At 36.4% G+C, this 13,264-nt stretch carries 12 protein-coding genes; 8 read left to right on the top strand and 4 right to left on the bottom strand.

Annotated elements, in window-relative coordinates:
• The first annotated feature begins 41 nt into the window (after positions 1–41).
• The 6 genes from proS to KKI44_RS21815 all read left to right on the top strand — a co-directional run bounded on the left by proS (position 42) and on the right by KKI44_RS21815 (position 7,170).
• Positions 42–1,517, top strand: coding sequence for a proline--tRNA ligase (gene proS, locus KKI44_RS21840; RefSeq protein WP_214589125.1), 1,476 nt, complete (start codon positions 42–44; stop codon positions 1,515–1,517).
• 129 nt (positions 1,518–1,646) lie between these two features.
• Positions 1,647–2,948, top strand: a complete 1,302-nt coding sequence (locus KKI44_RS21835) for an OmpA family protein (protein WP_214589124.1) — start codon at positions 1,647–1,649, stop codon at positions 2,946–2,948.
• Positions 2,949–3,055: 107 nt separating this feature from the next.
• Positions 3,056–4,390: an Nramp family divalent metal transporter gene (locus KKI44_RS21830; protein ID WP_214589123.1), complete on the top strand. Its 1,335-nt coding sequence runs from the start codon at positions 3,056–3,058 to the stop codon at positions 4,388–4,390.
• Between the two features lie 598 nt (positions 4,391–4,988).
• Positions 4,989–5,525: a nucleotide exchange factor GrpE gene (locus KKI44_RS21825; RefSeq protein WP_214589122.1), complete on the top strand. Its 537-nt coding sequence runs from the start codon at positions 4,989–4,991 to the stop codon at positions 5,523–5,525.
• Positions 5,526–5,599: 74 nt separating this feature from the next.
• Positions 5,600–6,718, top strand: coding sequence for a molecular chaperone DnaJ (dnaJ, locus tag KKI44_RS21820; RefSeq protein WP_087709546.1), 1,119 nt, complete (start codon positions 5,600–5,602; stop codon positions 6,716–6,718).
• A 101-nt stretch (positions 6,719–6,819) separates the two neighbouring features.
• Positions 6,820–7,170 carry a prevent-host-death protein gene (locus KKI44_RS21815; RefSeq protein WP_214589121.1) on the top strand — a complete coding sequence of 117 codons (351 nt, stop codon included), beginning with the start codon at positions 6,820–6,822 and terminating at the stop codon, positions 7,168–7,170.
• A gap of 78 nt (positions 7,171–7,248) precedes the next feature.
• On the opposite strand, the gene KKI44_RS21810 is transcribed toward KKI44_RS21815, so the two are convergent.
• On the bottom strand, positions 7,249–8,148 hold the full coding sequence (locus tag KKI44_RS21810; RefSeq protein WP_214589120.1) for a DUF808 domain-containing protein: 900 nt from the start codon (positions 8,146–8,148) through the stop codon (positions 7,249–7,251).
• 240 nt (positions 8,149–8,388) lie between these two features.
• Here KKI44_RS21810 and KKI44_RS21805 point away from each other — a divergent pair, with 240 nt between their 5' ends.
• Both KKI44_RS21805 and KKI44_RS21800 read left to right on the top strand, forming a co-directional pair.
• Complete coding sequence (locus KKI44_RS21805) at positions 8,389–8,835, top strand: hypothetical protein (protein WP_214589119.1); 447 nt, start codon at positions 8,389–8,391, stop codon at positions 8,833–8,835.
• A gap of 51 nt (positions 8,836–8,886) precedes the next feature.
• On the top strand, positions 8,887–9,759 hold the full coding sequence (locus KKI44_RS21800) for an alpha/beta hydrolase (RefSeq protein WP_214589118.1): 873 nt from the start codon (positions 8,887–8,889) through the stop codon (positions 9,757–9,759).
• Between the two features lie 125 nt (positions 9,760–9,884).
• Here KKI44_RS21800 and KKI44_RS21795 read toward each other — a convergent pair whose 3' ends face one another.
• The 3 genes from KKI44_RS21795 to KKI44_RS21785 all read right to left on the bottom strand — a co-directional run bounded on the left by KKI44_RS21795 (position 9,885) and on the right by KKI44_RS21785 (position 13,164).
• Complete coding sequence (locus KKI44_RS21795) at positions 9,885–10,592, bottom strand: DedA family protein (protein ID WP_214589117.1); 708 nt, start codon at positions 10,590–10,592, stop codon at positions 9,885–9,887.
• Between the two features lie 84 nt (positions 10,593–10,676).
• On the bottom strand, positions 10,677–11,789 hold the full coding sequence (gene prfB / locus KKI44_RS21790) for a peptide chain release factor 2 (RefSeq protein WP_214589116.1): 1,113 nt from the start codon (positions 11,787–11,789) through the stop codon (positions 10,677–10,679).
• A gap of 268 nt (positions 11,790–12,057) precedes the next feature.
• Complete coding sequence (locus KKI44_RS21785) at positions 12,058–13,164, bottom strand: NAD(P)/FAD-dependent oxidoreductase (RefSeq protein ID WP_214589115.1); 1,107 nt, start codon at positions 13,162–13,164, stop codon at positions 12,058–12,060.
• Positions 13,165–13,264: the final 100 nt, after the last annotated feature.

Below are 13,264 nucleotides of genomic sequence, written 5' to 3'. Positions count from 1 at the left end.
ATAACAATAACATAAAAAAGTTAAAAAAATTAAAAAAAATAATGGCAAAATTAACCTCAAGAAGCGAAGATTACAGCAAATGGTATAATGAGTTGGTGGTAAAAGCCGACTTAGCTGAAAACTCAGGAGTACGAGGATGCATGGTGATTAAACCATACGGCTATGCAATCTGGGAAAAAATGCGTGACGAAATGGACAAAAAGTTCAAAGAAACAGGTCACGTTAATGCTTATTTCCCGCTTTTTGTGCCCAAGAGCTTGTTTGAGGCTGAAGAAAAAAATGCAGAAGGTTTTGCTAAAGAATGTGCGGTTGTTACCCACTACAGATTGAAAACAGATCCCGATAATCCTTCCAAGCTTATTGTAGATCCGGACGCTAAACTGGAAGAAGAACTTATTGTACGTCCTACTTCTGAAGCAATTATCTGGAACACTTATAAAAACTGGATCCAGTCTTACAGAGATTTACCTATATTAATCAACCAGTGGGCGAATGTTGTCCGTTGGGAAATGAGAACCCGTCTTTTTCTAAGAACAGCAGAATTTTTGTGGCAGGAAGGTCATACTGCTCACGCTACAAAAGATGAAGCAATTGAAGAAGCTGAAAAAATGAATAAAGTATATGCAGATTTTGCAGAGAACTTTATGGCAATTCCTGTGATTCAGGGATTGAAAACGCCTTCAGAGAGATTTGCCGGAGCAGACGAAACCTATTGTATTGAAGCATTGATGCAGGACGGAAAAGCTTTACAGGCAGGAACGTCTCACTTTTTAGGACAGAATTTCGCAAAAGCTTTTGATGTGAAATTCACCAATAAAGAAGGTAAAATTGAACATGCATGGGCAACATCGTGGGGAACTTCAACCCGTTTGATGGGGGCTTTGATTATGACACACTCCGATGATTTCGGATTGGTGCTTCCTCCTACTCTGGCTCCGATTCAGGTTGTGATTGTTCCTATTTTTAAAGGTGAAGAACAATTGGCACAGATCAGCGAAGTTGCTTTAGATATTCAGGCTAAATTGAGAGCAAAAGGAATTTCTGTAAAATTTGATAACGATACTCAGAACAAACCGGGCTGGAAATTCGCAGAATATGAATTAAAAGGTGTACCAGTAAGAATTGCAATGGGACCAAGAGATCTTGAAAACAGATCTGTGGAAATTGCAAGAAGAGATAATTTAACAAAAGAAGTCCGTTCTATTGATGGTTTAGATACTTACATTGAAGAATTATTGAAAACTATTCAGCAGGATATCTACAACAAAGCATTTGAATTCAGAAAAAACAATATTACGAAAGTAGATACGTACGAAGAATTCAAAAAAGTTCTGGAAGAAAAAGGAGGATTCATCTATGCACATTGGGACGGAACGGCTGAAGAAGAAGAACAAATTAAGGATGAAACCAAAGCAACGATAAGATGTATTCCTTTGGACGATGATATTGAAGAAGGTGTTTCTTTAATTTCCGGAAAACCATCTAAAAGACGTGTTTTATTCGCAAAAGCATATTAAGACTTAACATAAAAAATTATTAAATCTGCAAAAATTTCAGGAATTTTTGCAGATTTTTTTTTAAAATCAATAAGTGGACTATTTTTTGTTTAAATTTATTACAACATTAATCTTTAAAATAAATTTATTATGTCTTTAAATGTTATTGATTTAATTAAAGGACAAGTAGGTCCTGCTTTAGTGTCTCAGGCTGCATCACAGTTTGGGGAAAGTGAGTCTGCCATTTCAAAAGCAATCGGAGGTTTATTGCCTGCCGTTGTGGGAGGTTTAGCAAACAATTCAGATAATCCTGCCGTTTTGGATGCAATTTCAGGAGCTTCTTCCAATGGAATTTTGGGTAATCTGATGGGTGGTTCTTCCAACAATTCGATCATTTCAAGTTTACTGTCTTTAATTTTCGGCGATAAACTGAGCGGTTTAGTAAATGGTATTGCTTCTTATGCAGGGATCAGCAATAATTCTTCAAGTTCTCTTTTAAATTTAGTTACAGGAGCAACTTTAGGTTCTATTGGAAAATATGCCGCTGATAATAATCTGGATAAATCAGGAATCTCAAATTTACTTGGTGACCAGAAAGGAGTTATTTCTTCATTATTACCTGCCGGACTTTCTCTGGCTTCTTTAAATATGGGAGACTGGGATGCCAGATACAAATTTGATAATGACGGCGATGCAATAAAAGCTCCTGCTCAGGAAGAACCCAAAATTGAAGTTACCAGAAGTACAGCTCCTAACGGAACTTTTCCGGACAGAAACAATAATGATGGCGGAGGTTCTATCTGGAAATGGCTTCTTCCATTATTGCTTCTAATCGCTGTAGGTTACTTCATCTGGAAGCAGTGCGATAAAAAAGAGACCACAACAACCACTACTATGACAGACTCCGGCAAAGTGGTTACAGATACGGTAAACGCTAAAAAATCGGATACAGCTTCAATGAAGTCTGCAAACGCTAAAGTTGATGAGAATATTGATTTAAACGGTGTTTCCTTAAAAGGGTATAAAGGAGGAATGGAAGACAATATGATTGCTTTCTTAAAATCCGGTGGTTATAAGAATGCTAAAGATGATGCTGCTTTAAAGAAAACGTGGTATAATTTTGACCATGTAAACTTTAAATTGGGAAGCGCTACAGAACTTGAAGCAGGATCTGAAGGACAGCTTCAGAATTTAGTAGCTATTTTAAAAGCATATCCTGATGCAAAAATAAAAATTGGCGGTTATACAGATAAAACCGGAGACGAAGCCAAAAATCTTAAGCTTTCTGCAGACAGAGCCAACTATATTAAGACATGGCTTGAAAAACAGGGAGTAGGACCACAGGTGACCGGAGCAGACGGATATGGAAGCCAGTTTGCAACCGTAGACGCATCTGCTTCTAATGAAGAAAGGGCCGTTGACAGAAAAATGTCTGTACGATTTACAAAATAATCTTTAAAACATAAATCAGAATCCCGGAAATTTTTCGGGATTTTTTGTTTTCCGGTATTCTCTGTTTTCATTTATTTAATTATATTTGTTAGTCATTTCTAACATTTATGAATCTGAAATTAAAATCCGCCTGGCGAAAAGATAAAACATCTCATTCACTATCCGAAGTATATTCTTCGGTAAAAGTTCCTAAAAACGCAAGTTTCTGGAGAAAGTATCTTGCGTTTGCAGGTCCCGGACTGATGGTTGCCGTTGGATACATGGATCCCGGAAACTGGGCAACAGATATTGCCGGAGGAGCGCAGTTTGGCTATACTCTGCTTTCTGTAATTTTAATTTCAAATATTTTTGCAATGGTTTTGCAGCATCTGTCTGTGAAATTAGGAGTGGTTGCGGAAAGAGATTTGGCGCAGGCTTGCAGAGATCATTTTAGCCCGACCACCAATTTTATTCTTTGGGTCTTCTGTGAAATTGCCATTGCAGCGTGTGATCTTGCGGAAGTAATAGGTTCTGCGATTGCATTAAATTTACTTTTCCATATTCCTCTTACCTGGGGAATTGTTATTACGACTATTGATGTTCTTTTCATTCTTCTGCTTCAGGCAAAAGGTTTCCGATGGATCGAAAGTATTGTGGGCGGACTGATTTTTATTATTCTCGCCTGTTTTGTGTATGAATTGGTTATTTCCAAACCAGCCGTTAATGAACTTTTGGATGGTTTAATTCCACAAAAGGAAATCATTCAGAATCCTGCAATGCTCTATATTGCGATCGGAATTTTAGGCGCTACCGTGATGCCCCACAATCTGTATTTACACAGCAGCATTGTTCAGACCCGTGATTACGAGCGTACACGAGAAGGTAAAAAAGAGGCTATCAAATTTGCTACTTTAGACAGCACGGTTTCTTTAATGCTTGCCTTTTTTATCAATGCCGCAATTCTTATTCTGGCAGCGGCAACTTTCCATATTACAGGGAATAAAAATGTTGCCGACATTCATGATGCCTATAAGATGCTGACTCCAATTTTAGGGGCTTCGATGGCAAGTATTGCCTTTGCGATTGCCTTGCTTGCTTCGGGACAAAATTCTACGCTTACCGGAACGCTTGCCGGACAGATTGTAATGGAAGGTTTTCTGAACATCAGATTAAAACCATGGTTGAGAAGACTGATCACGAGACTAATTGCTGTAATTCCCGCTCTTATTGTTGCTATTCTTTACGGTGAAGAAGGAACTACCGATCTATTGGTTTTAAGTCAGGTTATCCTTTCGATGCAGTTGAGTTTTGCCGTAGTTCCGCTTGTTATGTTTACGAGTGATAAAGGTAAAATGGGCGAATTCGTCAACAAACCTTTCCTGAAAATCTGTGTCTGGATTATTTCATTTATTATTATCATTTTGAATCTTTATCTTCTGTATCAGACATTTTTTGGGAAATAGTTCTGTACCAAAATTATTTTCTTTTTATATTAAGTAACCGTAATTTTTTTGTACATACTTCATTAATGATCGTACTTATTCTTTGACGTAAAGTCCTCAAAGTTTTTTTTAAAGACTCATGTATATTTTAAGTTCACAAAGCCGTTCTACTTAGCAAGAACTCAAAGCTTTTCAATGATGACAAATTTTGGACAATTATTAATTTTTTCAAATCTGATATTTGTAATGATGTTAAATTTTTCAAATAACAGATTCCCAATATTTAAAACACGACTTCAACTCTAGCCCCGATTGAAGCTTTGTCTGAGCTCATTTTCTGTGTTTTGGCTGCGGCTTCGCCGCCGCAGCCAAAACACAGAAAATAGCGAGTGCGCAAAGCGGGAAAAAGCTTCTTAAAAAACAAGAAAAATAACTGTAGTTTAAGTAATTTTTAGAACAACCCCATCAAAAATTTTTACAAAATTTTGCCGAGTCTAAAGAGAAGGGAATTTTTTTGCGCTCCATATAAATTACAACAAAAACTCAAAATCTGACGAAATGTCACGCTTTTTTCTTTGGCAGAATGTTTGTGAATAAAAAGGAAAATAAAGATTGAATTATGGTAAATCAGGATATTAACGAAGAAAGCATCAATAATCAAGAAGATACGAATATTCAGAACGAAGCGGCAACTGAAGAAAATGTGACAGCAAAACCGACAGCAGAGGAACTTTTGGCAGAAGAAAAGGATCGTTACATCAGACTGTACGCGGAATTCGAAAACTATAAAAAAAGAACGGGCAAAGAAAAAATGGAGTTTTTCCAGTATGCAAATCAGGATATGATGATTTCTATGCTGGGCGTATTGGACGATTTTGAAAGAGCGATTAAAGAAATCGCGAAGAACGGAAATCCTGCTGATCTGCAAGGTGTTGAATTAATTTACAACAAGTTCAAAAATAAACTAACAGAAAAAGGACTGAAAGCAATGGAAGTAAAAGCGGGAGACAGCTTTAATGTGGATTTCCACGAAGCGATCACGCAGATTCCTGCTCCGTCAGAAGATTTGAAAGGAAAAATCGTGGATGTTATTGAAACAGGATACACTTTAGGAGAAAAAGTGATCCGTTTTGCAAAAGTAGTTACAGGAAATTAACATAAGCAATAAGTGATGGGTAATAAGCAATTTTTGATATTACTCATTATTCATTACTAATTACTCATATAAAGATGTCAAAAAGAGATTATTACGAGGTTCTTGAGATCAGCAAATCTGCATCAGCCGACGAAATAAAGAAAGCATACCGTAAAATGGCCATTAAATATCACCCTGATAAAAATCCGGGCGATAAAGAAGCGGAAGAAAAATTTAAAGAAGCTGCAGAAGCTTACGAAGTTCTGAGCGACGAACAGAAGCGTGCACGATATGACCAGTTCGGACACGCAGGAATGGGCGGAAACGGAGGCTTCGGAGGAGGCGGTTTCGGTGGCGGAATGAACATGGAAGATATTTTCAGTCAGTTTGGAGATATTTTCGGTGGCGGTTTCGGAGGATTCGGCGGTGGCGGCGGTGGTCGTCAGCAGGTAAAAGGTTCTAATTTAAGAATCAGAATTAAGCTGAATCTTGATGAAATGGTGAACGGAACGCAGAAAACAATTAAAGTAAAGAAAATGAAGATGGCAGAAGGTGCCACTTCAAAAACCTGCCCTACCTGTAACGGTTCCGGTGTACAGCTTAAGGTAATGAATACAATGTTCGGACAGATGCAGACACAGACAACCTGTGGAACGTGTCAGGGAATCGGAAAAGTGGCAGATAAAATTCCTGCGGGTGCCAATGCTCAGGGATTGATTAAAGATGAAGAGGAAGTTACGATCAATATTCCGGCGGGAGCAAGAGACGGTATTCAGCTTAATGTAAGAGGAAAAGGTAATGATGCTCCTTTCGGCGGAATTCCGGGAGATTTACTGGTGATTATCGAAGAGGAAGTTGATAAAGTAATCAAAAGAGAAGGCGATAATCTTCATCAGGAATTGTACATTTCATTTGCTGAAGCAGCTTTGGGAACGAAAAAAGAAGTACCGACAGTTGGCGGAAAAGTAAAAATTACGGTGGATGCAGGAACACAATCCGGAAAAATTCTGAGATTAGCAGGAAAAGGTCTTCCAAGCATCGACAGTTACGGAAAAGGAGATATGTTTATCCACATCAATGTATGGACTCCGCAAAAGCTGACAAAAGATCAAAAAGATTTCTTCGAAAAGCAGATGAACAGCGGAGAAATGGTTGCGGAACCATCCGGCAAAGAAAAAACTTTCTTCGATAAGGTGAAAGATCTTTTCAATTAACTATATTTATAGAGGCTTTCTTTGAAAAGTCTCTTTTTTGAATTTTAAACTACTTTAAATTAAAAACCTGTACATATTTGTACGTATTGTAAAAATTTCACATGAACTACAAGCTTCAACTCCATACACCAGAATCTACGGCAAATCTTATTTTCAATATGATTACTTTTGATGCATTCAAGATTAATATTGTTGAGAGATATTTCGGACCTGCTAAAAAATCATGCGAGGTTTTATTTAAAGTAAGAACGCTGGATGACAAAATCGTAGAAAGAAGAGACGGAAACATGAGAGTAAAGATCAAAAATGAAGATCTTGAGACTTACAAACAACTGCTTTCTGTTCTGAAATCGTATGAATATAAAAATCATCTGATCAACAGAAAAAACGCAGACCAGGATTATGTGCATTTTATTCTGAGACTCGTGATCATGAATTATGATCTGAACTAGGTAATTAAATTATCTTTGAAATAAAAAAATTCGCGGCTTCGTAGAAGCCGCGAATTTTTACTATTATCGATCAATTTTCTATGCGCGTTTCACTAAAGAGAACAGTGCTTTTCCGATTGTGAAAACAGCCACGGCAAGCAATCCTCCTGCAAGTCCAAGAATCACTTCTTTAAGAACCGTAAGTATTTTATCTGAAGACCATGATGGTAAAATATGGTGAAAATATTCTATTCGGTGAGCAAAAATTCCTCCGGCAACCATAATCAGGGCAATCGTTCCGATCACTCCTAAAGCTTTTATAACTATTGGTAAAGCTTTTACAAGAAGATGTCCCAGTTTTCCGATAATTCCTTTATCGTTACTTTTTCTGATCAGTTTAAATCCTGCATCATCCATTCTTACAATTAAAGCTACAATTCCGTAAACTCCTACTGTTGCAATAAAAGCCACCAACGAAGTTACCAGAATCTGGGTAATAAAAGGATGACTTTCCTCCAAAACCGTTCCTAAAGCAATAATTACAATTTCAATAGACAGAATAAAATCCGTGGTAATTGCTGATTTAATCTTTGCCTTTTCGGTTTCTTCAGAATTCAGATCTTCTTCTTCCGCCTCTTCTACCACTTCATGACCCTTTTTATCCCTGTGAAACAGAAATTCTATAATTTTTTCTACCCCTTCAAAAGCAAGATACAGACCTCCCAAAATCAAAACATAATTAATGGCAGGCGGATACAGCCAGTTTAGCAGAAAAACAATCGGAAGAATAATAAGTTTGTTGATGAAAGATCCTTTTGTGATCGCCCAAAGTACCGGAAGTTCTCTCGAAGAAAGGAAACCAGTCGCTTTTTCAGCATTTACAGCGAGATCATCCCCTAAGATTCCTGCCGTTTTCTGAGTTGCTATTTTACTTGTAACTGCTACATCATCCATTAATGCAGCAATATCATCCAAGATCGCAAAAAAACCAGATGCCATAAAATTTTAATGTTTTTTTAATGTTTGTTAAAGGGCAAAAATAATTATTTAATTCGGTTTTTCTTATGACTGACCGAGCTTTATTTAAACTTATTTATCGCGTAGTTAATTAAGATTAATTATTTTAAATCTGTATATCAAATTGTATTCCTCATAATTTGTATATTAGTGATAATCATCAAAAAACTATGAAAATTACACGGCGAATTCTGATTTTGCCTTTAATATCTAAGCATTACCATGTTATATTATACTTTCGATGTAAAAAACAACAGCAGTGAAATTGTTTCAAAAGTGAAGATTGAAACTGAAAAGCTGATAGAAGTTTATGATGATGAAATGGAAATCCATCATAAGTATGGCAAAAAATTACCTCATGATGCCCCAAGACATATTGAATATCAAAATATCACCCGTTTACGGAAATTACTTTCGGAAGCAAAAACAGATATTGATTTTGCAGAAAAAAATCAATATGTACAATCTTTTTCAATTAAAATAATGATTCGTAAAGATTTTCATTCAATATTATGTAAAAAATGCAGTCGGGAATATTCTCCCGAAGAAATTATTTACGAACATGGTTTCAGGGAGAAAGTTTATTTGCTTCGGGAGGAAAAACTTTATTGTGTAAAAACAACCATTTTCTTTTCGGGTATATGGAATGGAATTCATAACAAAAAATAAAATTTCTGGTATTATTAATTTTTAAATTTTAATTTTCTGTACTTTTATTCTATGAAAAAGCTGATTCTTCGTTACCATTTCTTTGTTTTAGGGTTAATTGGCTTTATTCTGACTTCATGCAATACGAGAAAATTTAAAGTCTGGGTGGGAACAAATAACGAACAGAAAATTTACAATCTGAAATATGGCGAACATAAAAGGCAGAAAGCAGACATCTTTCTTCCTTCGGATTATCCTGAAAATTCTCCCGTTGTTTTATTAATTCATGGCGGAGCATGGACTCTGGGCAAAAAAGAACACATGATCCAGATTCAGAAAATGCTTTTTAAAAATAATATTCCGACCATTAATATGAATTACCGGCTGGTTTCAAAATCAAAAAAAATCACGTACCGCGAACAGCTTGAAGACATTAATTCGGTGATTGCCAAATTCAACGAACTGGCGCAGAAAGCAGAACTTCAGCCTAACAATTATATTCTTCTGGGAGAAAGTGCAGGAGGTCATCTTGCTTTGCTGTATGGTTATCAAAATCCTGATAAAGTAAAAAAGATCATTTCCTTAAGCGGACCCACAGATTTTTATTCTCCGGAATACCTGAATTCATTTTACTCCAAATATTCTTCGCCAACCGTCCAAAAAGTGGTGGGAACAAAATTCACGCGTGGAAACTTGTCTGAAGAATTTAAAAAAGCCAGTCCGATTGCCCATATTTCGAATGTTCCTACCCTCCATTTTCAGGGAAATCAGGATTTTTTAGTCAGTCCGAAACAGGGAATTGCCTTAGATTCTGCTTTAACGGCTCAAAATATACCGCATAAATTTATTTTTATGGAAAATACAGGTCATGCGCCAAGATTTTTTAGTAAGAAAAAAAGAGACAGTATCATTTATCCCAATATTCTGGAGTGGATTAAAAATTAATCTGATAAATAACTAAAGAACTGGTTTTGTAATATCTCCTTATCCTTCTAAGAAGAATCTATAATGATTCAGCAAAAAAATAACCCGCTCAGATAAGCGGGTTAAATATATTTAAAAATGAATTCTTAGTTGTCTTCTTCATCAAAATTATGATTTTCATACTTGGAGAAGTCCTGTTTCTTTCCGAATAAAAATTTGATAATAACCGGAACTGTTGTTATCAGAACAATCACAATGATAATCAGTTCTAATTTTTTCTTAAGATCAATTCCAAACTGATCGATGAATAATTTATCCAGATAATGTCCCGCAAAAATCAATAAAAACGACCATAGAACCGCTCCGATAACATTATCTCTTAAAAATGCCTTTTTATCCATCTTTACAATTCCTGCAACGATCGGGGTGAATGTTCTTACCACCGGTAAAAATCTCGCCATGATAATTGCCAAAGCTCCGTTTTTCTCGAAAAAATCGTGCGCCTGATAAAGATATTTCTTTTTAAAAAGCCATGTATCTTCTTTTTTGTATAAAGCAGAACCTGTCTTTCTCCCAAAATAGTAACCTATTTCATTCCCTATAATAGCTGCCAGAGAAACTGATGCCGCTAAGATAAATGTATCGAAAAAATCGCTCCCTGTGGAGCCGAAAGTCTCTCTGATGATATCAATTGAATAAATTCCAGAAACGAAAAGCAATGAATCGCCCGGTAAAAAAAATCCTACAAAAAGACCTGTTTCGGCGAAAATGATAAACAGAATGAGCCAAAATCCTCCAAGCTTGATATAAAACTCCGGATTTAATAAATCTTTCCAGCTATTGAAATCTTCCATACATTTTGATAAGTAACAAAAATAGGATTAATAAACGTCAATCGGAAATTAATTATAAGATTTTAACGAAATTTAAACATCATGCTACAATTCCATATCATCATCTGAAACTGCCGTTCCATCCGCCATCAGGAAAGCTTTCAGGAATGGAGTAATGTTTCCGTTCATTACAGAATCCACATCCGAAGTTTCGAATCCGGAACGCACATCTTTTACCAGTTTATAAGGATGCATAACGTAGTTTCGGATCTGGCTTCCCCACTCGATCTTCATTTTATTGGCTTCGATCTCGTTACGGGCTTTCATACGCTCTTCCAGTTCCATTTCGTATAATCGCGAACGAAGCAACTGCATTGCTTTTTCCTTATTTTGAAGCTGGGAACGCGACTCTGAGTTTTCAATGATGATTCCTGTAGGTGCGTGACGAAGACGAACCGCCGTTTCTACCTTGTTTACGTTCTGACCTCCTGCTCCGGAAGATCTCATCGTTTCAAATGAAATATCGGCAGGATTGATGTTGATTTCAATGGTATCATCCACCAAAGGATACACATACACCGAAACGAAACTCGTATGACGCTTCGCATTGGAATCGAAAGGCGAAATTCTTACCAGACGGTGAACTCCGTTTTCTCCTCTTAAATAGCCGAATGCAAACTCTCCTTCAATTTCCAGCGTTACGGTCTTTACTCCCGCAACATCCCCTTCCTGAAAGTTTAGTTCACGGATTTTATACCCTTGTTTTTCCGCCCACATAGTATACATTCTCATCAGCATTGAAGCCCAGTCGCAGCTTTCTGTTCCTCCTGCTCCTGCCGTGATCTGTAAAACCGCAGAAAGTTCATCCCCTTCATTGGAAAGCATATTCTTGAACTCAAGATCTTCGATTTTTTCTACCAGTTGAGGGAAAGTTTCGTCCAGTTCTTTTTCAGAATCAGGATCTTCCTTCGCAAATTCCACTAAAACCTGTAGATCTTCAAACTGGGTATTGATTTCATCATACGCTTCTACCCACTTCTTTTTGGAACGAAGTTGCTTCAGAAATCCTTCAGCTTCTTTAGGATTGTCCCAAAAACCAGGAGCTGCTGTTTTTTCATCATCATTAGAAATTTCTATCTTCTTTTTATCGATCTGAAGATATTTATGTAAATCATCAATTCTTGACTGAATTTCTTTTATCTGGTCGCTGTTAATCACGATTGTTTATTTTTTGCAAAAATACGGATAAAATTATGAGTGCAAATTTTTGTCCCGCAGATTTCGCGAATTAGTACAGATTTCTGCTGAAATACACCTTCAGTTTATATGTTGATATTCTTAGTTAATTCAAAATTTAAACACATCAGTCACCTGAGATTTTAAATCTTTCGTATCGTAGAGAAGAACACATTAGTTTCTGAAAATCTTTGATTTTCTTCTTAATTGATTTTTTTACTTTAAAGTAATAAAACTAATGTGACTGAAATTAGATCATTTCCGCTACAATCTCTCCGATTTTCGGAGCCAGCGCAACGCCCATTCCCGAAAGGCGGACTGCACAAAACTGTCTTTCTGAAAGTTGTTTTACAATCGGAGTTTTTTCGGTTCCCATTGCCATAATTCCTGACCAGCGATGAGCGATTTCAAAATGCTGATCTGGTAATATCACTTCTTTTAAAAAGTTTTCTAAATGACTTTGTAAGAATTCTGTGGTTTCAAAAGATGTGGTTTCTTCTGTTTTAAAATCCTGATTTCTTCCGCCTCCGAGTAAAATCCGGTTTCCGAGATTTCTGAAATAATAAAAACCTTCATCATAATGGAATGTTCCTTTTAATTTCAGATGTTCAATCGGTTCAGTTAAAATAATCTGTCCTCGAGCCGGAATAATTTCTTCTTTCTCTAAAAATTTTGAAGCAAAAGCATTGGTACAGTGTATTAATTGACCTGCCTTCACAGAAAGATTTTTTGAAAGATGAACTTCAATTTGATCCGGATATTCTGTGATATTTTCAACTTCGGTTCCGAAAAGAAATTCAACCTTTAATTCGTGACACTTTTCCAGTAATTTTTGAAGCAGTTTCCCGGAATGCAAACTTCCTTCACACGGATTTTCAATGAGATATTGAGATTTTCCCAAACCGAATTCCTGAATTTTATGCTGGCTTAAAAAATAGGTTTCTTCAACATTGGTAATGGATTTCAGCTTCTGATTTACTTCATCTAGTTTTTGTAAAGGTTCATCTTCATTAAGAATCTCGAAACCGCCATTCAGATCAAAATCTATTTCAGAATTTTTAAAATAATGCTGAATTTTCTGCAAACCGTCAAACCTCATCTTTACAAGGTCTAGTGTTTTTTTCCAGCCCATTTTTTCAGAATCGGCAATCACTTCCGTTAGACTTCCGAAGCAGGCAAATCCTGCATTTCTCGTGGAAGCGCCCATCGGAACAGCATTTCGCTCAATGATCAAAACAGATTTTTCGGGATATTTTTCCTTAATGGAAATTGCGGTCCAAAGTCCCGTAAAACCGGCTCCGATAGTAATAACTTCGCGTTTTTTGTAAAAAGTTTCAAGTTCCCAGATGCTGTTCATAAGCTATTTTTATGGTAAATTGTGAATAGTCAATTCTCTTCGCTTGTGAATTTTTTTTTTCATTCTGAGTCATAATATTATAAAAATTGACAGTTGACTT

Origin of the sequence: Chryseobacterium sp. ZHDP1 (genome assembly GCF_018603435.1) — a bacterium.
In the GTDB taxonomy this organism is placed as follows: Bacteria; Bacteroidota; Bacteroidia; order Flavobacteriales; family Weeksellaceae; genus Chryseobacterium; species Chryseobacterium indicum.
The sequence above is the reverse complement of the archived record's forward strand: the minus strand, read 5'-3'. Positions and strand labels throughout refer to the sequence as shown.